Annotated in this window: 20 protein-coding genes and 1 pseudogene; 6 read left to right on the top strand and 15 right to left on the bottom strand. The window is 46.2% G+C overall.

Going from position 1 to position 21061, the window contains the following annotated elements:
- Positions 1-34: 34 nt before the first annotated feature.
- Positions 35-679 carry an ATP phosphoribosyltransferase gene (hisG, locus tag M5J74_RS12710; protein ID WP_015154464.1) on the top strand — a complete coding sequence of 215 codons (645 nt, stop codon included), beginning with the start codon at positions 35-37 and terminating at the stop codon, positions 677-679.
- 73 nt (positions 680-752) lie between these two features.
- Here hisG and M5J74_RS12705 read toward each other — a convergent pair whose 3' ends face one another.
- The 5 genes from M5J74_RS12705 to M5J74_RS12685 all read right to left on the bottom strand — a co-directional run bounded on the left by M5J74_RS12705 (position 753) and on the right by M5J74_RS12685 (position 4322).
- Entirely contained in the window at positions 753-1445 is a 693-nt protein-coding gene (locus M5J74_RS12705; protein ID WP_015154463.1) for an ABC transporter permease, read from the bottom strand.
- The gene (locus M5J74_RS12700) at positions 1442-2224 is read right to left on the bottom strand and encodes an ATP-binding cassette domain-containing protein (protein ID WP_250016874.1); all 783 of its coding nucleotides are present in this window, start codon (positions 2222-2224) and stop codon (positions 1442-1444) included. Before M5J74_RS12700 ends, M5J74_RS12705 begins: the two co-directional genes overlap by 4 nt.
- Positions 2225-2353: 129 nt before the next feature.
- Positions 2354-2815 carry a TspO/MBR family protein gene (locus tag M5J74_RS12695; RefSeq protein ID WP_250016873.1) on the bottom strand — a complete coding sequence of 154 codons (462 nt, stop codon included), beginning with the start codon at positions 2813-2815 and terminating at the stop codon, positions 2354-2356.
- A 91-nt stretch (positions 2816-2906) separates the two neighbouring features.
- The gene (locus M5J74_RS12690) at positions 2907-3380 is read right to left on the bottom strand and encodes a TspO/MBR family protein (protein ID WP_106545708.1); all 474 of its coding nucleotides are present in this window, start codon (positions 3378-3380) and stop codon (positions 2907-2909) included.
- 207 nt (positions 3381-3587) lie between these two features.
- A complete protein-coding gene (locus tag M5J74_RS12685) occupies positions 3588-4322 on the bottom strand; it encodes a glutathione peroxidase (RefSeq protein ID WP_015154459.1) in 735 nt (244 codons plus the stop codon).
- Between the two features lie 158 nt (positions 4323-4480).
- Here M5J74_RS12685 and M5J74_RS33410 point away from each other — a divergent pair.
- A pseudogene (locus tag M5J74_RS33410) lies at positions 4481-4636 on the top strand (SAM-dependent methyltransferase); the annotation flags it as partial.
- Between the two features lie 65 nt (positions 4637-4701).
- Here the strand turns inward: M5J74_RS33410 and M5J74_RS12675 are convergent.
- Complete coding sequence (locus tag M5J74_RS12675; RefSeq protein WP_106166397.1) at positions 4702-5229, bottom strand: GAF domain-containing protein; 528 nt, start codon at positions 5227-5229, stop codon at positions 4702-4704.
- An 82-nt stretch (positions 5230-5311) separates the two neighbouring features.
- Between M5J74_RS12675 and M5J74_RS12670 the strand changes: the two genes are divergently transcribed.
- Positions 5312-5527 carry a hypothetical protein gene (locus M5J74_RS12670; RefSeq protein WP_250016872.1) on the top strand — a complete coding sequence of 72 codons (216 nt, stop codon included), beginning with the start codon at positions 5312-5314 and terminating at the stop codon, positions 5525-5527.
- Here the strand turns inward: M5J74_RS12670 and M5J74_RS12665 are convergent.
- The 3 genes from M5J74_RS12665 to M5J74_RS12655 form a co-directional block, all read right to left on the bottom strand.
- Positions 5515-5670 (bottom strand): hypothetical protein, encoded by a 156-nt coding sequence (locus M5J74_RS12665; RefSeq protein ID WP_199755570.1) that lies wholly within the window; start codon positions 5668-5670, stop codon positions 5515-5517. The genes M5J74_RS12670 and M5J74_RS12665 overlap by 13 nt on opposite strands.
- A gap of 98 nt (positions 5671-5768) precedes the next feature.
- Positions 5769-7004 (bottom strand): LL-diaminopimelate aminotransferase, encoded by a 1236-nt coding sequence (locus tag M5J74_RS12660; RefSeq protein WP_250016871.1) that lies wholly within the window; start codon positions 7002-7004, stop codon positions 5769-5771.
- Positions 7005-7124: 120 nt separating this feature from the next.
- Positions 7125-7586 (bottom strand): GNAT family N-acetyltransferase, encoded by a 462-nt coding sequence (locus M5J74_RS12655; RefSeq protein ID WP_106166388.1) that lies wholly within the window; start codon positions 7584-7586, stop codon positions 7125-7127.
- 124 nt (positions 7587-7710) lie between these two features.
- On the opposite strand from M5J74_RS12655, the gene M5J74_RS12650 reads away from it, so the two are divergent.
- The gene (locus tag M5J74_RS12650; protein WP_250016869.1) at positions 7711-8715 is read left to right on the top strand and encodes a LysR substrate-binding domain-containing protein; all 1005 of its coding nucleotides are present in this window, start codon (positions 7711-7713) and stop codon (positions 8713-8715) included.
- A 71-nt stretch (positions 8716-8786) separates the two neighbouring features.
- Complete coding sequence (locus M5J74_RS12645; RefSeq protein ID WP_250016868.1) at positions 8787-11618, top strand: bifunctional acetate--CoA ligase family protein/GNAT family N-acetyltransferase; 2832 nt, start codon at positions 8787-8789, stop codon at positions 11616-11618.
- A gap of 177 nt (positions 11619-11795) precedes the next feature.
- Here M5J74_RS12645 and M5J74_RS12640 read toward each other — a convergent pair whose 3' ends face one another.
- From M5J74_RS12640 to M5J74_RS12615, 6 genes are all read right to left on the bottom strand, one after another.
- Positions 11796-12752: an ATP-binding protein gene (locus M5J74_RS12640; protein ID WP_250016867.1), complete on the bottom strand. Its 957-nt coding sequence runs from the start codon at positions 12750-12752 to the stop codon at positions 11796-11798.
- A gap of 59 nt (positions 12753-12811) precedes the next feature.
- Entirely contained in the window at positions 12812-13729 is a 918-nt protein-coding gene (locus M5J74_RS12635) for a PAS domain-containing protein (RefSeq protein WP_250016866.1), read from the bottom strand.
- Positions 13730-13738: 9 nt separating this feature from the next.
- Positions 13739-14188, bottom strand: coding sequence for a response regulator (locus tag M5J74_RS12630; protein WP_015154449.1), 450 nt, complete (start codon positions 14186-14188; stop codon positions 13739-13741).
- Positions 14185-15609 carry a GAF domain-containing protein gene (locus M5J74_RS12625; protein WP_250016865.1) on the bottom strand — a complete coding sequence of 475 codons (1425 nt, stop codon included), beginning with the start codon at positions 15607-15609 and terminating at the stop codon, positions 14185-14187. The genes M5J74_RS12630 and M5J74_RS12625 overlap by 4 nt, the downstream gene beginning before the upstream one ends.
- Before the next feature lie 159 nt (positions 15610-15768).
- Positions 15769-16956, bottom strand: coding sequence for a DUF4336 domain-containing protein (locus tag M5J74_RS12620; protein WP_015154447.1), 1188 nt, complete (start codon positions 16954-16956; stop codon positions 15769-15771).
- Positions 16957-17342: 386 nt separating this feature from the next.
- On the bottom strand, positions 17343-20567 hold the full coding sequence (locus M5J74_RS12615) for an efflux RND transporter permease subunit (protein ID WP_106217699.1): 3225 nt from the start codon (positions 20565-20567) through the stop codon (positions 17343-17345).
- Between the two features lie 23 nt (positions 20568-20590).
- On the opposite strand from M5J74_RS12615, the gene M5J74_RS12610 reads away from it, so the two are divergent.
- A complete protein-coding gene (locus M5J74_RS12610) occupies positions 20591-20917 on the top strand; it encodes a hypothetical protein (RefSeq protein WP_250016864.1) in 327 nt (108 codons plus the stop codon).
- Positions 20918-21061: the final 144 nt, after the last annotated feature.

The raw sequence follows: 21061 nt of genomic DNA, 5'->3' as shown, positions 1-21061 counted from the left end.
TCTTCCCCTATTCCCTACTCCCTACTCCCTAGCCATGATTACCGTAGCACTACCCAAAGGCGCACTTTTAAAAGATAGTATCCGTTTGTTGCAATCTGTCGGTTTAGATTTTAGTGCATTTCTCGATTCCAGCAATCGTCAATTACAGATTCAAGACTCGAATAATATTGCCAAAGCTTTATTAGTACGGGCGCAAGATGTACCCGTTTACGTAGAATACGGACAGGCACAATTAGGAATTGTTGGCTATGATGTATTACGCGAGAAAAAACCGAAAGTTGCCAATCTAGCCGATTTAAAATTCGGTTCTTGTCGGCTCTCTGTGGCTGTCAAAGCTTCTAGTCCTTATCGTTCGGCTTTAGAATTACCAGCTCACGGAAGAGTTGCTTCTAAGTTTGTTAATTGCGCCCGCGAGTATTTTGAAAATTTAGATTTACCAGTAGAAATTATTACTTTATACGGTTCTGTAGAATTGGGACCAATTACGGGTATGTCTGAGGCAATTGTTGACTTAGTTTCTACTGGTAGAACGCTACAAGAAAATGGATTAATCGAGATTGAAACATTGTTTGAAAGTACGGCAAGACTGATCGCTCATCCCTTAAGCTATCGGCTTAACAGCGGGAATTTTTATCAGTATATCGAACAAATTCGCACGGCAATTGTGTCACCTGTTTAGTTGAGTAAAATCTACATTTCAATCCTATGCTTGAAAGCATAGGTTCCCTGCTCGATCGCTCGTGCGCTCTCTGCTAAGACTGCACCAATCTCCCCTGCTCCTCTGCTCCCCTGCTCCCCCGCTCCCAAGTACCTCGGCGCGTTAAACGGCGTTCCAAAGTAGCGATCGCCCAATCTGCTAAAATTGCTAACACCGCCGCCGGAACTGCTCCTGCCAGAATCAACTGATTGTTGACCATTGCAATTCCCCGAAATACAAACACGCCCAAGCCGCCAGCGCCAATTGCTGCTGCGATCGTGGCAACCCCGATCGCAATCACCGTAGCTACCCTTACCCCTGCTAAAATCACCCCTAGCGCCAACGGAACCTCGACTTGCAAGAGTAACTGGCGATCGGTCATGCCCATCCCCTTTCCTGCCTCACGAATTGCCGGATCGACGTTAATAATTCCTGTATAGGTATTGCGAATAATTGGTAGGAGAGAATAGAGGGTTAGAGCAATAATCGCCGTCCGCGCCCCAATTCCGCCAATTAGCGGCACGGAAATCAAAAATCCAAATAGTGCCAAACTAGGAATTGTTTGCAACACGTTAGCAATTCCCAAGATTGGCTGACGCAGGCTGGGTTTACGGGTGATGCAGATCCCTAGCGGAATACCTACCAAAGTCGCAACACCAATTGAAATTCCTACCAAGAGGATATGGGTAGCAGTTTCCTGTAAAATCTCCGGCGCGTACTTCACCAGAAAAAATTCACTCAAGTTCATTTTCCGTTCTTCTCACCAGAATTATAAATCTGAGCAAATGGTGGTAACCCTTTGATAAAAGCACGCGCCTCTGGCTTGGGAGATTTTAAAAACTCTTCTGGCGTACTTAACACCAGCATCCGTCCTGCTTGCATGAGACCAATTCGAGAAGCCAAAATAAAAGCTTCCTGAATATCGTGCGTTACGAAAATTACGGTTTTGCCTAACTGCTGTTGCAAGCGGCGAAACTGCTGTTGAATTTCTAGACGAGTGACTGGATCGAGCGCGCCGAAAGGTTCGTCCATCAATAACACGGGCGGATCGGCAGCTAGCGCCCTAGCGACTCCTACACGCTGTCGTTGTCCTCCAGAAAGTTCGCGGGGGTAACGATGAGCGAATTGCTCCGGTTCCAAACCAACTAAGTTTAACAGTTCGTAAACTCGTGCCTTAATTTGTTTGGGTTTCCAACTTTCTAAAGCTGGCACTAAGCCCACATTTCGTTCGATCGTGAAATGCGGAAACAAACCTGTCTCCTGAATCACGTATCCCATCTGACGGCGTAATTTGATTTCATCCCACTTGGTTGTAGGAATGCCTTCAAACAGAATCTCACCGTGAGAAGGGACGAACAGACGATTGATCAACTTCATGGTCGTAGTTTTGCCACTACCACTGCGTCCCAATAAGACTAAAACTTCACCTCGCCCGATGGTGAAATTGAGATTTGATACCAGCGCCCGTCCGTTCTGAATGAACGTGACATCGTGAAATTCGATTGCAATTGGATTATCCTGCGGCATAAACGACTCCCGAAAGGGGTTGCCTCAGGTAACATTATGTGCTGATTTACCCGCGATCGAAGTAATGGTTGAGCTTTTAGTGTATCAACTTACATGCAAACAGGGGTAGAAGCAAGCTATAACTTATCGTTAGACATCCTGGGGATTCAATTTTGCCATTTCCCAAGTCGTGTAAGTGCCAATCGGACTCCAAATTAGATATGGTAGGAGTAAAGCCGCCGCCCAAGGGGAAACGCTGAGGACAGTTAAGGCTAATAATAGACCAGCGATCGCACCCGTACCACCAATAATCGTCCCAATTTTGAGGCTGCGAGTCCTAAACATCACAGGCGTGTAGGAAACGATTAGAATTTCTACCAACAGGTAAAACCCCATCAGCAACCAGCTACCCGTATTTTCCCACACGATATAAGCCGACCAAGCACCGCAAATAAATACGACCGTCCAAATGACGGGAATTAACGCTTCAAACGTCAACCAGTTAGGGCGGCGCAAGCGCTTAAACCATTTGCGATCGCTTGGTGTAAAGAAATTTGAACCAAGTGCCACCAACAGCGTCACAGCCCCGATTACCATCCAAGATTTCATCATGATTAAGTGAGTAGTAAGTACTGAGTGGCTAGTGGCTAGATTCTTTATTGGTCTAGTCACTAGTCACTAGTCACTGATAACTGACAACTGTTCACTGCTCTGTAGGATTGAGGCGAATCATTTCCCAAGTTGTAAACGTGCCGATGGGGCTCCAAATGGTATAAGGTATGAGCAAAGCTGCTGCCCATCCAGAGATTTGCAAGACAGCTAGTAACAACAATACGCTCAAGAGTACGCCTGAGAAACCAACAAACGTACCGATCGCCAAACTACGTAGTTGTAGCGTCACTGGTAAATAAGCAACGGTAATTAATTCTAAAACTAGGTATAAGCCCATTAATAACCAGGTCTTGAGGCTACCTGGTTCTGCTTCCCAAACAATATAAGCTGAAATTGCCCCACATGTAAAAATCACCATCCATATTACTGGAATTAATGGCTCAAAAGTTAACCAATGTGGGCGTTCCAGTTGAACTGCCCATTTCAAATCGCGAGGCTTAAAGAAAAAGCCACCGAAGGCGACGAGAAATGTTATTCCTCCAATCGCTAACCAAGACGGAATCATTCTTGTTTATCCTTTCCTCAGTCTTCTATCGCGATTGTGACAGTTTAGGGCAGTGTGAGTACTCAGTCATTGGAGAGAAGTCAAAACCCGCCCCTACTATTCCTAACTTTTGACTTTTGTACGGGCGGGTTTAGCAATTAGATTGACATCTGAACCAAGAATCTTCGCTCAAAACCCGCCCCTACGAATGCTTGACTCTTGACTTACCTAGTTTGTACTCAAATAGGCTTCTAATGCTTCCGAACCACCGATAAGCCTTCCATCGATAAAGACTTGCGGTACTGTCATTGCTCCCGTCATTGCCCGTAGAGAACGGGTTGTCGCATCTTGCCCTAAAACGATTTCTTCGTATTCAATTCCGCGTCCTTGCAGCATTTCTTTCGCACGGGTGCAGAACGGACAACCAACTTTGGCGAACAAAGAGACGCACTTCGGTTTTGCCGCTTCTGGGTTAATGTAATTGAGCATGGTTTCGGCATCGGATACTTTAAAGGGATCGCCTGGTTCCTCTGGCTCGATAAACATCTTTTCTACTACACCATCTTTCACCAGCATGGAATAGCGCCAAGAACGCTTGCCAAATCCTAACTCCGATTTGTCTACCAACATTCCCATCCCGTCAGTAAACTCGCCGTTGCCATCGGGAAGAAAAGTTACCTTATCTGCACCTTGATCCTTTGCCCATTCGCTCATGACAAAGGCATCATTGACAGAAATACAAACAATCTCGTCAACACCATTCTCTTTAAAGGCTGGTGCTAAATCGTTGTAACCTGGAACGTGAGTTGACGAGCAAGTTGGTGTATATGCCCCCGGCAAAGAGAAAACTACAACTGTCTTGCCGTTAAATATCTCGTCGCTAGACACATCCAACCATCCGTTATTCTGGCGAGTCCGAAATTTAACACTGGGTACTTTTTGTCCTTCGCGGTTAGACAGCACGGTATCTCCTTCACTTCACAAATCTACATACAGATAGAGCGTACTCGTTATGAGTTCACTTGTCAACTCTTTCGCTCGCGTTGATATACTACTATATGTACATGTGGATACTACAATTTATCCTGAAGCCCGGGAAACTAGCAGACGAAGATAAAAATATGCCAGAAAATGCTTGGAATACATCCCTCTACGAGAGTAAACATGCGTTTGTGTGGCAGTACGGCGAATCACTGCTAGAGTTGCTGTCACCGCTGCCAGGAGAAAGAATTTTAGATCTCGGTTGCGGCACGGGACAATTATCAGAAAAAATTGCGATCGCGAGGGATTCACAATTAAATTATTTTATATATAGATAGGTGGGCATTGCCCACTCTACTATTTAATTCTGGGTAGATGTAACATAATTAACGACTATAGGCGTAAGCTTGTCTATTACATCTGAAATTATTTCACGATCTGTTTCAGTCCAAACTCTCGGTTGATCGAATACACAGGGTTGTAAAATACCCCATAATTGATTTTTGTCGCATAAATGAGCGTGAATTAAAGCTCGGTGTCCGAAATTTTTACGCTCAAAATCTTTATTGACCACTTTTGGATCTGCTGTCTCTACATCTTCCACAAAAATTGATGGTTCGGCACGCAAAGCGGCTGCAAATAAAGGGTCTTCGTTGTTTATTAAATCGGTGGGTTCTGCTTTCCAGTCTGAATCAGTTACATCAGGATATTCAGGACTGCGACACCAACAACTGACAACTTTACCAATATTAGTTTGAGGATGGCGTAAATAGAGAAAACAGCGATCGCATTGTAATAGATCTCCTAATACTGGTAGTAGAGTTGAAAAAATTGCTTCTGGCGGACGATGTTCGGAGAGAATCTTGCTTAAAATAGTCGAATCTTGCATAGAAATCTTAGCCTTTTGATAGGGTCGATCTGCGATCGCTCTGTCTAATCTAAAAGTATATAGAAAATGCGAGGAAAAGATCATGCCTAGCGGTCATGCAAATCATAAAGGCACAAGCGATAAACCTAATACAAATGCAGCGGGTCAAATGGATATTGCCGCTGACAAATCAACTGATGCCGCCGAAGATGTCTTACCAGAAGGAGCTACAACTAATACAACTAGAACCGATGAATTTGTTGATTATCCTCCTGCATATCAGCGTCCAGAAGAATCAGAATCTAGTCAGGATAAATAAGTGAGTTTATGGCGATTGCAAACTGTTAATTCGTGCAAGATTAACTCAAATTCTTGCCAACTGACGTTGGGAATAGTCACTACACTACCAGGAGCCAGCTGCATTTGGCTAACAGGTTTGACAACAGGAATCGTGGTCGTCATAGGGAAATTGACAGCAGATCGATCGGGGCGAGTTTAGATAGATCTTCACCTAAGTATAGAGATTTTTGGTGAACTCGCCCCTACACTGTATTTTCGCTCTACACTTTAAACTTCTCGACAATCCGTTTCATCGCTTCTTCCACGTTCTCGCGACTGTTGAATGCAGAGATACGGAAGTAGCCTTCACCAGCCGCACCAAATCCCGAACCAGGCGTTCCCACCACATTGCAAACTTGCAGTAGCTTATCAAAGAAATCCCAACTGGATAAACCGTGCGGGGTTTTTACCCAGACATAAGGTGCATTCACGCCGCCATACACTTCTAAACCCGCAGCCATCAGTTGAGTACGGATGATTTTGGCGTTTTCTAGATAAAAATTGACAAGAGCGTTAATTTGTGACTTCCCTGCTTCCGAATAAACTGCCTCAGCACCACGCTGCACGATGTAAGATACACCATTAAATTTAGTGGACTGACGGCGATTCCACAATTTCCACAATTCTACATCGGAACCATCAGCAGCCTTTGCCTTGAGGGTTTTGGGTACGACAGTTAAAGCGCAGCGCGTACCTGTAAAGCCAGCATTTTTAGAAAAAGAACGAAATTCGATCGCGCAATCTCTAGCCCCCTCAATTTCATAAATAGAATGGGGTAGATCGGGATCTGTGATGTATGCTTCGTAGGCAGCATCGAAGAAAATTATGGAATTGTTAGCTTTGGCGTAGTTTACCCATACTTGGAGATGTTCCCGCGTTGCTGTCGCACCTGTAGGGTTGTTAGGGAAACAGAGATAGATTAAATCGACTTTTTGAGTCGGAATCTCGGCAGTAAAGTTGTTTTCTGCCGTCACGGGAAGATAGACTAACCCCCCATACTCGCCTTTCTCATTTGCCTCTCCCGTATGTCCAGCCATCACATTCGTATCGACATACACGGGATATACAGGATCGGTAACGGCAATCGTGTTATCTTTGCCAAAAATATCGAGAATATTGCCCGTATCGCACTTAGAACCATCAGAAATAAAAATTTCTGATGCGTCAATATCGCATCCTCGCGATTGAAAATCGTGGCTAGCAATCTTTTCCCGTAACCAAGCATAACCTTGTTCGGGACCGTAGCCTTTAAAAGTAGCGCGATCGCCCATTTCTTCGACAGCTTGAATCATCGCCGCGCGACAAGCTTCTGGTAATGGTTCGGTGACATCGCCAATTCCCAACCGGATAATTTTTGCCTCGGGATTCGCCTCAGCAAATGCATTCACCCGCCGCGCAATTTCAGGAAACAGGTAGCCTGCTTTGAGTTTCAGGTAGTTATCGTTAATCTTTGCCACGATCGATCTCCATGTGTGCCGTAAATAATTTTAAGGGCTGGTGAAAAGTCAAAAGTCAAAAGTTAAAAGTCAAAAGTCAAAATAACTGTTCCCCGTTGCCTGTCTCCTGTTCCCCAGTCACTAATAACTGAGACGACACAAGCGCAGGTTGTTGAGTATTTGCGCGCCTTGTTTTTGGTAAAATTCGATGCCGCGATCGTTGTTGACGTTCACTGTCCATTCTATGCGTCCGCAATCGTTCTCGCTGGCGAGGGTTGATAAGTAGTTGAGTAATGCGGTTCCGACTCTTTGTCCGCGCATATGTGGCTGTACAAATAAATCGTCGAGCCAGATACTCGGTTTACCGAGAAAACTGGAGTAGGTGTAGAAAAATAAGGCAAATGCGATCGCGCAGTTATCGACTTCTGCCAATAATACTCTCGCTAGGGGCGATCGCCCAAATAATGTTGTCTCTAACTGCTGGGGAGTTGCTTGCAGTTCGTCTAGATATCCATCAAATGCTGCTTTTTGACGGATAAACGAAAATACTTGCTCTAAATCCTCAACCGTTGCCAATCGAATTTGAATATTGATATTACTCATCTGATGTATCCATTGCGTACTTACCTGTACTGTAAAAAAGCTTTTTTCATATGTCCAATATATATTTAGTAAAATATTTATATTTTAAATATATAAATATGGGAGTTGGTAGGGGCACACATCTGTGCGCCTTTACGGAGTCGGGAGTCGGGACAAGGAAGACACGGAGGATAACTACAACCACCAACCACCAACTACCAACTACCAATTACCAATTACCATCATGGAACTTCGCCACCTGCGCTATTTCATCGCTGTCGCGGAGGAATTAAATTTCAGTCGCGCCGCCGAACGTCTCCATATGGCTCAACCGCCACTAAGTCAGCAAATTCGCGATTTAGAAGCTGAAATTGGAGTCAGGTTATTCGATCGCACTAAACGACGTGTAGAATTGACTGTTGCGGGTCGAGTATTTTTAGAAAAAGTACGACAGTTACTTAGGCAAATCGAGCAAGCTGTGGAAGCAGCACAACGAGCGAGTCGCGGCGAAATTGGACGTTTGAGCTTGGGGTTTAATAGTTCGGCGACATATAGCGTTTTACCCACCTTATTAAAAGCCTTTCGAGAACGATGTCCAGAGGTAGTATTGGATTTACATGAATTGACAACGCCGCAACAAATCTTGCAGTTACAACAACAGCAAATTGATGCGGGTATTCTTTACTTACCAATCGATGTAGAAGAAATAGAGTTAGAAATAGTTTCCGTGTTAAAAGAAGGCATGGCGATCGCAATCCCAGAAACTCATCCTCTCGCTACATCCACTCAAATATCAATTCGAGCCTTGAGTCAAGAATTATTCGTTTTGCCACCTGCCCGTTTAGGTAGTGGACTTTACAATCAAATTAGGCAATTTTTTCAACAGACGGAGTTTAGTCCAATAGCAGTGCAAGAAGCAATACAACTACAAACTAGCATTAGTTTAGTAGCAGGTGGTGTAGGAGTGGCGCTAGTACCGTCTTCTCTACAAAATTTACAGCGAGCCGGGGTGATATATCGATCGCTTATAGAACCAACTCCTGAAATTGAAATTGCTGTAGCATGGCGAAAGGACGAGCGATCGCCTATTTTGCAGAACTTTATTGAATCCATATACGAACATTTTTCTGTAGAGATGTTACATGTGTAGAGACGTTACATGTAACGTCTCTACAGAGAACTTTTGACTTTAAACTTTTGACTTAGCAAAGGTGAGCCGCAGTGAGACAACAAACGATCGCCGAACGCGCTCATGACATTCTCCGCTCCGAGCAGTCGAGCAACCCCCTCAACTCAATTTTTGCTCCCCAGAACGTTGCTGTAATTGGAGCTAGCGAAAAACAAGGTAGCGTCGGACGTACCCTGCTATGGAATCTCATCAGCAATCCCTTTGGGGGAACTGTATTTCCCGTCAATCCCAAACGTCCTAGCGTATTGGGAATTAAAGCTTATCCCACCATTCAAGATGTTCCCGCGCCAGTCGATCTCGCAGTCATAGCTATCCCCGCTCCTAGCGTACCAAGGGCGATCGCAGAATGTGTCGCCGCAGGAGTTAAAGGTGCGATTATTATTTCTGCTGGATTTAAAGAAGCTGGAGTAGCTGGGATCGAGTTAGAACGGCAAGTGCTGGAACAAGCACGTCGAGGCAATCTGCGAATTGTCGGTCCTAACTGCTTGGGGGTGATGAGTCCGCGTACAGGCTTAAATGCTACGTTTGCTAGCGCGATCGCCCGACCTGGTAATGTGGGTTTCATCAGCCAAAGTGGAGCGCTCTGCACGGCGATCCTCGACTGGAGCAAGCAAGAAAATGTTGGTTTTAGCGCCTTTGTCTCCATCGGTTCCATGCTCGATGTTAATTGGGGCGATTTAATTTACTATCTCGGTGACGATCCTCATACCAAAAGCATCGTCATTTACATGGAGTCTATTGGTAATGCGCGATCGTTCCTTTCGGCAGCTAGGGAAGTTGCACTGACCAAACCAATTATCGTCCTCAAAGCAGGTCGGACGGAGGCAGCAGCAAAAGCAGCGGCTTCCCATACAGGAGCGCTAGCTGGTAGCGATGTGGTATTAGATGCAGCTTTCCGGCGTTCCGGCGTGTTGCAAGTCAACCGGATCTCTGACTTATTTGATATGGCGGAGGTTTTAGCAAAACAACCCCGTCCCAAAGGTCGGCGCTTGACAATTCTGACCAATGCTGGTGGACCTGGGGTACTAACTACCGATGCCTTGATTGCTATGGGGGGAGAACTGTCAGAATTAAGCGAGGAGACTCGCACTGAATTGAATCGATTCCTGCCTACCCACTGGAGCCGCAGCAACCCAATTGACATTTTAGGAGATGCCGAACCCCAGCGTTACACTCAAGCCTTAGAGGTCGCAGCAAAAGACCCAAATAGTGATGGTTTGTTAGTAATCTTAACCCCGCAAGCCATGACTGACCCTACCAAGACGGCAGAAGCATTGAAATCTTATGTAGAGACGTTACCTGTAACGTCTCTACAAGATAAACCGATTCTGGCGAGTTGGATGGGCGGTGCAGATGTCATCGACGGGGAAAAGATTCTTAACGATGCTGGCATTCCTACTTATCAATATCCAGATACAGCCGCCCGCGTATTCAGTCTCATGTGGCGTTATAGCTACAATTTGCGGGGAATATATGAAACTCCTGCTCTACCAGTAAATTTAGCAGATAGCAACAGCTGTTCTCTGGTGACACAAATTATTGATACAGCACGACAGCAGGGACGCACGATTTTGACGGAGGTTGAATCTAAGCAAGTGCTAGCTGCTTATGGTATTCCCGTCGTTCCGACTTACATTGCCAGAAGTGAAGCAGAAGCAGTTGAATATAGCGATCGCATTGGATATCCCGTCGTCCTGAAACTCTTTTCCGAAACCATTACCCACAAAACCGATGTCGGCGGCGTGCAGTTAAATTTACCCGATGCCGATGCCGTGCGTTCTGCGTACCACAAAATTGAAAATTCTGTCAACCAATACGTCCAAAATAATCCTCCTCACTCCGGTATGGGCGCACAGCCGTGCGCCCCTACAAAACCCCACGCACCACGCACGACACACCACGCACCACTATTCTTAGGCGTTACCGTTCAACCGATGCTGAAATTGGATGGTTACGAATTGATTATTGGCAGCAGTCTCGATCCACAATTCGGTTCTACGCTGTTATTTGGCTTAGGGGGACAGTTAGTGGAGGTATTTAAAGATCGAGCGATCGCCCTACCTCCCTTAAATACCACTCTGGCACGCCGAATGATGGAACAAACCCAAATTTACAAAGCATTGCAAGGAGTCAGAGGTAGAAAAAGCATCGATCTAGAAGCACTAGAACAACTTTTAGTATTATTCAGTCAACTCGTAGTCGAACAGCGGTGGATTAAGGAGATTGATATCAATCCGTTGCTAGCTCGTCCTGATTCCCTCCTCGCTTTAGATGCGCGGATCGTTTTGCACTCACCGGAAACACCAGAAGATCGGTTGCCGAAACTGGCGATTCGTCCCTATCCCGAGCAGTACGTGAGTCAATGGACGATGAGAGATGGCACGATCGTTACTATTCGTCCGATTCGTCCCGAAGACGAACCTTTAATGGTGCAGTTTCATCAAACTCTATCGGAAGAAAGTGTCTATTTTCGTTATTTTCATTTGATTAAGTTAAGTCAGCGAATCGCACACGAAAGACTAACGCGGATATGCTTTATCGATTACGATCGCGAAATGGCATTAGTCGCGGAGTACCATCATCCACAAACCTCAACAAGAGAAATATTAGCAGTTGGTCGTCTGAGTAAATTACACGGCTTCAACGAAGCAGAATTTGCTATTTTGGTAGGCGATCGCCATCAGCGACAAGGGTTAGGTACGGAATTATTGAGTCGTCTATTACAAGTCGGACGTGACGAAAAACTCGCTCGCATTACTGGCGAAATTCTCGCCGAAAATCGAGCCATGCAAAAAGTCTGTGAAAAACTCGGTTTCCACCTGCATCGGGCTGCGGATGTCGTCAAAGTGGAATTTGAGCTGTAAATCAGTTATCAGAAGGAGTCGTAAGGGCGGGTTCACCAAAGATCTCTAACTCCGACGAAGATTTCGGGTGAACCCGCCCGTACAGGAGTCAGAAGAATTAAATGAAATTCTTGTCACGCACCACGCACCACTCAACTACCAATTACCAATTACCAATTACCAATTACCAACAACCAATTACCTATCAAGCTGCAAAACTTTATGTATTGCGTCCAATAATTCTTTCGTCGTATAGGGCTTGGGTAAAAATGCTTTGACACCGATTTCGGTTATTTCAGCCATCAGGCTATTCGATGCTAAACCACTCGTAACAATCGCCTTGATTTTAGGATTGAGTTTTTGTAGGGTGCGAGTTGCAGTTAACCCATCCATCAACGGCATCATCACATCCATCAGTACGAGATCGATCTCATACTTACGAGCGGCATAGAGAGCGATCGCCTCAATCCCATCTTTGGCAATCAGAGTCCTGTAATTGTACTCTTCCAAGGAGGTTTGAGTCACCTGTTGGATCGATAGTTCGTCTTCCACAATCAGAATTAACTCGTTGTTACCAGTCAAAAGCGCGAGTTCTGCTGCTGGCTGAGTTTCTGCATCTTCGATCGCAGGTAAGTAGACTTTAAATTGCGACCCTCTTCCCACCTCGCTGTACACCTTGACAAAACCACCGTGGTTTTTCACAATGCCTAACGCAGTGGATAAACCCAGTCCTGTCCCTTTGCCTACTTCTTTAGTCGTGAAAAAGGGGTCAAAAATTCGCTCTAACAGTTCAGATGGAATTCCCGTTCCTGTATCCGAAATCGCGATCGCCACGTAAGAACCCGGGCTAGCTTCTGGATTCATCCGAGTACAGGCTTCATCAACGAGTTTATTTTCAGCTGCAAGCCCGAGAGTTCCACCATTGGGCATGGCATCGCGGGCATTAACGCAGAGATTCATGAATACCTGATGCAGTTGGGTAGCATCGGCAGCAACCGTCCAAAGATTAGCAGTGGGAAAGTCTGTATAAATTTCAATGGTTTTGGGGAAGGTTTGGCGGGCAACGTGCATGACTTCTGACAATATATGTCTGAGTTGCAATGGCACTCGCTTGCCTTCCACCCCACGAGCAAAGACTAAAATTTGCTTAACCAAATCTGCCCCGCGTTTGGCACTGTCTTCGATCAGCTGGAGTAGGTGTCGATCCTGCTCGTCTAGGGGAGTTTTAGAGATAGCAGTTGAGCGGTTGCCAGAATCGGAGTGAGAATATTGTTGAAGTCGTGGGCAATGCCACTTGCCAGAGTCCCCAGACTTTCCAAACGTTGGGCGTGGCGCAGGGCTGCTTCTGTCAGCTTGCGAGTAGTAATATCTTCCGCAATGCCTACCACGCGGTAAGATGCACCAGAGTCATTTTGAATTGGAAAACCGCGATCGCGAATCCATCGGATCGAGCCATCGGGACGGATAATTCGATACTCTTCATCGTAATGACCTGCTAAAGCCTGCTCGAAGAATTTCGTTTGAATGCGTTGCCGATCTTCAGGATGAATTGCCTCTAACCATTCCATAAAGTTGGCATACAAACTCTCGCAGGATCGCCCCCAGATACGTTCGTAGGCAGGGCTGACGTAGAGTTGCTGACGCGCTTTGGGGTCTGACATCCAAAACACGCTCTCGGCAATGTTTTCTGCCAATTGACGAAACCGTTCTTCGCTTTCTCTTAATGCCTGTTCTGCGTTATGTCGTTTTTGTCGTTCCTTCGCCTCGCGCAGTTCTCGCTCCACCGCAGGCATTAACCGAGCTAAATTACCCTTGGTGATGTAGTCGTGCGCTCCCGCTTTCATCGCAGCAACAGCAGTTTCTTCGCCAATCGTACCGGAGACAATGATAAACGGTAAATTACGCTGCTGGCTTTGCAATAGTTTCAGGGCATCTGGAGCGCTAAACGCAGGTAGAGTGTAATCGGCAATGACAATATCCCACGACTGGCGATCGAGCGCCGCCTGCATCTGGGCAGCAGTCTCTACCCGCTCGTAATCCACGCTATAGCCGCTCCGCCGCAGTTCCCGCAGCATTAGCAGCATATCGTCTTCCGAATCCTCGACAACTAGAATGCGTAGGTGAAGGTTCATCGCGCTTTCCTAAAGCGGTGGTGGTTCGTTCATCAATAGCCAATACATCCCTAATTGCCGAATTGCCTCGGAAAACTGAAGAAAATCCACGGGTTTGCGAATATAACTGTTGCACCCCAAGCTGTAACTATTGAGCAAATCTCGCTCTTCGCTAGAAGTCGTCAAGACGACCACGGGCAATAGTTTAGTGCGTTCATCTTCCCGTAAACGGCGTAAAACTTCAAGCCCATCGACGCGAGGTAGCTTTAGATCCAACAAAACTACGGTCGGTTTACTGCTGACATCTCGTTGTGCATATATGCCCGTGCCAAACAGGTAGTCCAGGGCTTCGACTCCATCATGGGCGACGACAATATCATTCCCGATGTGATGGCGTTTAAGGGCGCGGATTGCCAATGCTTCGTCGTCAGGATTATCTTCTACGAGAAGAATGACTTTGCGATCGCCATTCCCATTCATGCCTCGACCTCCTCTGCGAAGAGCGTGAAATAAAACGTTGCTCCCCGTGTCAATGCCCCTTCTGCCCACACCCGTCCCCCATGCCGATGCACGATTCGCTGCACTGTAGCAAGTCCAATTCCATTACCGAAAAATTCGTTCATACCATGCAATCGCTGGAACGGTCTAAATAACTTGTCAGCATAAACCATGTCAAAGCCTACGCCATCATCCCGCACAAAGAAAGCGGGAATCCCATTTTCCTGTGCGATCGCCCCAAATTCAATTTTTGCCTGCAACTGCCTAGAGGTAAATTTCCAAGCATTATTCAATAAATTATCTAATAAAACTTCCAGCAGACGGGGATCTCCTTGGACAACTAAACCAGGTTGAACTGCAAACTCCACCTGCCGATCTGGATGAGCCATCTGTAAATCCGTGCAGATACGACTGGCTAATCGGCTCAGAGCGACTGATTCCCTGCTCATCTCGCTGCGAGTAACTCGCGATAGGGTGAGGAGATCGTCAATCAACTGCCCCATCCGCTGGGTAGCGGAGCGGATGCGGTGCAGATAGTCTTGTCCGGTACTATCTAATTGGTCAAGGCAGTCTTCCAGCAATGCCTGGCTAAAGCCGTCAATACTGCGTAAGGGCGCGCGCAAATCGTGGGAGACTGAATAGCTAAAGGCTTCCAATTCCTTATTCACCGCCTTCAGTTCGACGATCGCTTGCTGCAATTCCTGATTCAACTCTTGAGCGCGTTGTTCGGCTTGCTGTCGTTCGACAATCTCTGCCCGTAATTCTGCAAGTAGTTCGGCGTGCTGGAGAGCCACCCCTAGATGATTGGCAATCTGATGGACAAATTCGATCTCGGTTTCCTGCCACTGACGCGGGGCGCGACATTGATGAATGCAGAGCAATCCCCAGAGATTTTGTCCCTGTAGGAGTGGCACGACCAAGTTAGCCCGAACTTGAAATCGGGCGAGGATCTCAATGTGGCAGTCACTCAGCCCAGCGTCGTAGATGTCGGCAACTGCCTGCACCCGTCCCTGTTGGTAATGGATGGCATATCGATCGCCAAAGCAACGATCGTGGACTTTCTGCGCTATGGCTGAGCCAAAATCAGCGGCAACATCCTCAGACACAAATTCTCCGTCATTCCAATCAGAATCAGCATAGAAGCGAAACATTCCCACTCGGTCTGCTACCAAAAGTTGACGCACCTCGGTAGCCGTGGCTTGAAAAATCGCTTCAAGATCGAGGGGTTCTCGGAGTCGGGCGATCGCGTTAAACAGGGCTTTCTGCCTTTCTACCTGTAAATTCGCGCGCTCTATTTCTTGCTTTAAAGGTTGAATTTTGTCAATCAGAAGTTGTTGCATCTGCTCGAATGCCGCTTCATCCTTACAGCAAGCGCGCAATCTTGTCAACAATTCTGAGTTCATGAATCACAGTCTGGCGACGCTTCCTGACATTAAGTATATACTGCCGCATTGAACCAGTAACTAGTGAAAAGAATGGGGTGTGGGGTGTAAGAACAAGTCAACTGACAACTTTGTACAGACGTTACATGTAACGTCTGTACGCTGACTGATAACTGTTTGTTAAACTTTCTCTTTAGCTGGTGTGGCAACGCCATATCTGACTAAAAATGTTTCCAGTTGCCGCAAGAATCCAAAATCTGCTTCTGGTAGAGGCGCATTTTGGCTCGTGCGGGGATTTTGTTCTAGGCAAGCAAAAGCCTGTCGGAATTCATAAGGAGTTGTAGCGATCGGTGCGTCAAGGTGACAGCTAATAATCCGCCCGAAATCCCAAGTTGCTACCTTATCTGCCCAGTCTAAAACTTGTTGTGGTGCTTGGGGAAAAATTAGAGTTTGCAAGATTGGAGCGACAAACGGACGACCGTTGCTACGGAGCATATCGAACGATCGCTGCCATCCTGCTTGCCAACGGAACGGGTATAAGCCAAAGTAAGCTTGTCGCGATCGCTCTTTGGCTTTGGCAGCATCGCTTAACATCTGCACCAGTCCTGCTGTTTCCACCGTCCCAGGACGGAAGTAAGTTGCAAACAAGCAAATCCGCTGCCATCCCTTACGGCGATTGGCGGGAGTGTCTTCCATTGCCTCGTCCCCACTATCTCTCGCATGAAACAGCAAAGGATACGGATCTAACTGCAAAAGCGCGGGTGGTTCTTCTGGGATGGAGATGATGGAATCAGTTAATAGCAGAGTGCGCGATCGCTTGTGGAGAAGTGCGACTTCTGCAAAAGACCCCTTGCCTAAGTCCAGATCCAACACGGCATAGTCGAATTCTGCCCCAAAGGGAGCCTGTTTAGAGTTTTCCGGTAGTACTTGAGTGCGTTTTCGGGGAAATCCCAACCACGACAGCGGTAAATTAAGCGGAAAACTCCACTGATTCGGAGCCACGAAAACCTGGGATTGAGGAAAACATCGAGCGAAAGGACCAACAAAAATCTTGTGTTCCAATCCCGAACTGGTAGGCAAAATAATATACTTCACATCACCATACTTTGCCACCAACTCATTCACCATGCGAATGCACTCTTTTGTTGGGGCAACGGGTGCATAGATCAACAAACCACCAGCATTAAGCTTAACAACAGTCATCCGAATCGTGACAACCGCATAGAAAAAGCCCTGAAGCTGGTCGAACGTCCAGATCGTATCCCGCACAACTTCCGTGCAAAGCGTCCGCCGCTTGCCAAATGGATAGAGTGGTAAAGCCAGCCAGAACTGCCACGCCAAATCCTGCGGCTGGGTGCTTGAATGCATGAATCGCTCCTACAGATGTATCCTCAATTACTATTTTGCTGTTTTTTTGTCATTCGTCATTTGTCATTCGTCATTTGTCATTTGTCGCTGCTCCCTACTCGTGCGCTCCCTGCTCCCTGATAACTGCTCAGTGGTGCAAAAAGAAGGAGTAAAACAGATACAGAATTGTAGCTATAAACAAAACGTGGTTGATCCAGTCGTCAAGAGTCCAGTTGCGAAACATGGTTTGGTAATGGGTAATTGGTAATGGGTAAGTCAGTAGTTGTAGGGGCGGGTTTAGCAACAGGTTCATGGCTTGTGGCAAGAACGCTTCGTCCAAAACCCGCCCGTACAGGAGTCAGAAATCACAATTAATTAACCAACAATGACGAATGACAAATGACAAATCATCTAGCCAATGGTTGCGGCTGTCTGTCTTCTTTAGGCTGAATCTGTTTTGGTTTACTTGGTTTCAAGAAATTTTCTTCCATATTCTTAATGACAACGTACAGCACCGGGACTAAGAACAGACTCAATAGCGTCGAAAATAGGTAGCCGCCGAATAGTGCCGTTCCTAAAGACCAGCGACTCATGGCTCCTGCACCCGCCGCTATGACCAAAGGCCAAAAACCAACTAAACCAGAAATTGCTGTCATCAGAATCGGTCGCAAGCGTTCCTCTGCGGCTCGAATTGCTGCTTTGGTGTAGCTCATACCTAGTTCTGCTGACTGGTTGGCAAATTCTACGATCAGAATTGCGTTTTTACTGGCTAAGCCGATCAGCATCACGAGAGCGACTTGAGCGTAAATGTTATTGTTGACAACAGGCCAAACCGAACCTGCTTGGAGCAAATTGGCACGGAGTAGCAACGCCCCGATCGCGCCTAAAATTGCTAAGGGTACGGTAATCATGATGATGATGGGATCGACGTAGCTTTCGTACTGCGCCGCTAACACCAAGAACACCATCACAAAAGCTAAACCAAAAATAATTGGGGCAGCACCACCAGAAGCTTTTTCTTGAAAAGCAGTTCCCGTCCAGGCGTAACCGAATCCTGGTTGCAACACTTGCTCTGCTACCTCTTCCATCGCTGTCATCGCTTGTCCGGTACTGTAACCTGGAGCGGGTGCGCCTTGAATGTTAATCGATGGATAGACGTTGTAGTGAGTAATAATTGGTGGATAGGTCATTTGCTCGACTTTCACCACATTACTCAGTGGTACGGAATTCCCATCTACAGAACGGACGTACAAACGACCGATATCGTCGGGATTAGAGCGCGATGTCTCTTCAGCTTGCACTTGCACGCGATACAGTCGTCCGCCGAGGACATATTGGTTGACATATCTCGCCCCCAAATATGTCTGCATCGTATTGAAAATATCGCTTAATTGGACGTTCAAGGCTTTAGCTTGTTCGCGATCGATGGAGATTTCCATCATCGGCGCACCAAAGGTAAATTGAGTAAATACACCCGCTAACTCTGGACGCTTTCTTGCTGCTTCGACCACTTTTTGCGTGTTGTCAATCAAAGCTTCCATTGGTAAGGCTTGGCGGTTTTGGATGTACATCTCGAAACCACCCGTACTCCCTAAACCATCCACTGGTGGTGCATTGACAGCGATTAGTCTGGCTTCGGGAACGTTTGCTTGCAATTTTTGGTTAATTTGTTGCAGTAGTCCGAAAATTGACTTGTCTGCACCGGGGCGTTCTTCCCAATCTTTGAGCTTGACGAAAAACAGCGCTTTGTTGCTAGCATTACCTTGAAAACCAAAGCCCGCATTCCCAACTACGTGTTCGACTTCTGGTAGGGGTTTGATAATCTGAGTAACTTTTTGGACGAGATTGGTGGTGTAATTTAAGGAGACACCCGAAGGAGCTTCGGCGATCGCAAAGAAATAGCCTTGATCTTCTTCGGGAATAAATCCTTGGGGTGTAGTCTGATAAAGCCAACCCGTAGCAATTAAGCCTGCTAGAAAAATTGGGATGACTATCATCCGCAGGCGGATTAGAAATTCTACTGACTTGCCATACTGTTCTTTAAACCAGTCAAACCCGCGATTAAACCAGCCAAAAAACCAGCCCAAGGGTCCGTGTACCTCCTGCTGTCGCCGCATGATGATGGCTGACATGCTAGGGGAAAAGGTGAGGGCGTTGAAGGTAGAAATAGCGATCGCAAAGGCAATAATTAAGGCAAATTGTCTGTAGACAATTCCCGTCGTGCCTGGAAAGAAGGTCACGGGAATAAATACTGCCATCAGCACCACAGATGTAGCGATAATAGCTCCAGTCAGTTCTCCCATCGCATCAATCGCCGCTTGTACTGGTCGCATTCCCTGAGATAATTTAGCGGCGATCGCTTCTACAACCACAATCCCATCGTCTACAACTAGACCTGTGGCTAAAATTACCCCGAATAGCGTTAACTGATTCAGGCTAAACCCAAACATGAAAGCAAATGCCATCGCCCCAATTAAGGACACGGGAATTGCCAGGGCGGGAATAATTGTGGTACGCCAGTCTTGGAGGAAAATAAAGATTACCAAAAAGACTAAGGCGATCGCTTCCATTAAAGTTTTGAAGGCTTCATCTAGGGAAGCTGAGACAAACAACGTATTGTCTAAACCGACCGTTGCTTTCAATCCTGGCGGAAAACTTTGCTCTAACTCCGCCATCCTTGCCTTAATTAAGTTGGCTGTATTCCAAGCATTGCTTCCAGGCAATTGATAAGCTAACAAAATCACTGAAGGAGCGCCATCAAATAGAGTCGTGGCGCTATAGTCTTGCGCTCCAACTTCAGCGCGACCGACATCTTTGAGCCGCGTTAGCGTCCCGTTTTGACCCACTTGCACGACAATATCTTCAGCCTCTTCGGGAGTCGTAAAGCGACCGATCGCGCGTAAGGCGATTTCATAGTCGTGCTTGGCTTGGGTCGGTTGCTGACCGATTCTACCCGCCCCTACTTGAATGTTTTGCTCGGAAATGGCATTAATGACATCTTGGGCTGATAAATTTCTTGCAGCCAAGGCATCGGGATTGAGCCAGATCCGCATTGCATATCTTCGTTCACCAATTATTCTTAAGTTGCCTACGCCCTCGATCCGTTTGATTTCATCGAAAATCAGGCGATCGACATAATTACTAATAAATACGTTGTCGTAGATATAGTTACCTTGCTCGTTTTTTTCTGAATAAAAGGCATAAGCAATAGTAATTGTTGGAGATTGTTTTTGAGTAACGACACCCGTGCGATTCACTTCTTCTGGTAATTCTGCTTCAGCAACGGCGACGTTGTTTTGAACGAGGACTTGAGCGGTATTTCTGTCCATCTCCGTAGGAAAGGAGACGTTAATGGTCGTGTCACCATTATTCGTTGTTTGAGAGGACATATATACAGCCCGCTCAGTACCGTTGATCTGTCGTTCTAGTACGGTGGTAACGTTTTCTTCTGTGGTTTTGGCATCGCTACCGAGATAATTTGCCGTCACGGTAACTTGTTTTAATGCCATTTCTGGAAGTTTATCCAAGGGCAACAGCGGAATGCAAATTGCTCCCAGTAAAAGAATAACCACGGTACAGACTGTCGTTAAGACTGGTCGCCTAATGAATGTATTGGCAATGCTCAGTAACATAGATCCTGAGTTCGATTAGTGTTTTGGGCAAACGATACAGACAGGAACAATCGATCGAGAAAACAGCAGGTAAGCCTTTAAATCAGTTGTCAGTTATCAGTGTAGAGACGTTACATGTAACGTCTGTTATCAGTTATCAGTTATCAGGAAAGAGTGGTGCGTGGTCACTGGTCACCGATCGCTGGTCACTGTTAAAGATCGGTAGTTCCAGTCAGATTGCGATCGCGAACGATGGAAACGAATCTATGAGGATTTATTGTGAGAATTTAATTTATAGCTATAAGCGAACAGAGTACCATTTTCCTGCCGAAAAATACTACCCCTTGACGATTTTTGGCGGGTGCATTTAACTTAGTTTAAGTAAATTCATTAAAATTAATATTTAATTGCAAAAATGATAGAATGTTCTCGCGATCGCGGGTCGGGAGTGAATTTTATTTGCTTATATCGAGCAAAATTTCTGTCTTTTGTGCAACATTTATACGATAAATATA

This window comes from Chroococcidiopsis sp. CCNUC1 (assembly GCF_023546805.1).
GTDB lineage: Bacteria > Cyanobacteriota > Cyanobacteriia > Cyanobacteriales > Chroococcidiopsidaceae > Chroococcidiopsis > Chroococcidiopsis thermalis.
The sequence above is the reverse complement of the archived record's forward strand: the minus strand, read 5'-3'. Positions and strand labels throughout refer to the sequence as shown.

Coding starts and splice junctions, on each gene's coding strand:
- hisG (WP_015154464.1), top strand. CDS start 35: ATGATTACCGTAGCACTACCCAAAGGCGCACTTTTAAAAGATAGTATC.
- M5J74_RS12705 (WP_015154463.1), bottom strand. CDS start 1,445: ATGAACTTGAGTGAATTTTTTCTGGTGAAGTACGCGCCGGAGATTTTA.
- M5J74_RS12700 (WP_250016874.1), bottom strand. CDS start 2,224: ATGCCGCAGGATAATCCAATTGCAATCGAATTTCACGATGTCACGTTC.
- M5J74_RS12695 (WP_250016873.1), bottom strand. CDS start 2,815: ATGATGAAATCTTGGATGGTAATCGGGGCTGTGACGCTGTTGGTGGCA.
- M5J74_RS12690 (WP_106545708.1), bottom strand. CDS start 3,380: ATGATTCCGTCTTGGTTAGCGATTGGAGGAATAACATTTCTCGTCGCC.
- M5J74_RS12675 (WP_106166397.1), bottom strand. CDS start 5,229: ATGCAAGATTCGACTATTTTAAGCAAGATTCTCTCCGAACATCGTCCG.
- M5J74_RS12670 (WP_250016872.1), top strand. CDS start 5,312: ATGCCTAGCGGTCATGCAAATCATAAAGGCACAAGCGATAAACCTAAT.
- M5J74_RS12665 (WP_199755570.1), bottom strand. CDS start 5,670: ATGACGACCACGATTCCTGTTGTCAAACCTGTTAGCCAAATGCAGCTG.
- M5J74_RS12655 (WP_106166388.1), bottom strand. CDS start 7,586: ATGAGTAATATCAATATTCAAATTCGATTGGCAACGGTTGAGGATTTA.
- M5J74_RS12635 (WP_250016866.1), bottom strand. CDS start 13,729: ATGAACCTTCACCTACGCATTCTAGTTGTCGAGGATTCGGAAGACGAT.
- M5J74_RS12630 (WP_015154449.1), bottom strand. CDS start 14,188: ATGAATGGGAATGGCGATCGCAAAGTCATTCTTCTCGTAGAAGATAAT.
- M5J74_RS12625 (WP_250016865.1), bottom strand. CDS start 15,609: ATGAACTCAGAATTGTTGACAAGATTGCGCGCTTGCTGTAAGGATGAA.
- M5J74_RS12620 (WP_015154447.1), bottom strand. CDS start 16,956: ATGCATTCAAGCACCCAGCCGCAGGATTTGGCGTGGCAGTTCTGGCTG.
- M5J74_RS12615 (WP_106217699.1), bottom strand. CDS start 20,567: ATGTTACTGAGCATTGCCAATACATTCATTAGGCGACCAGTCTTAACG.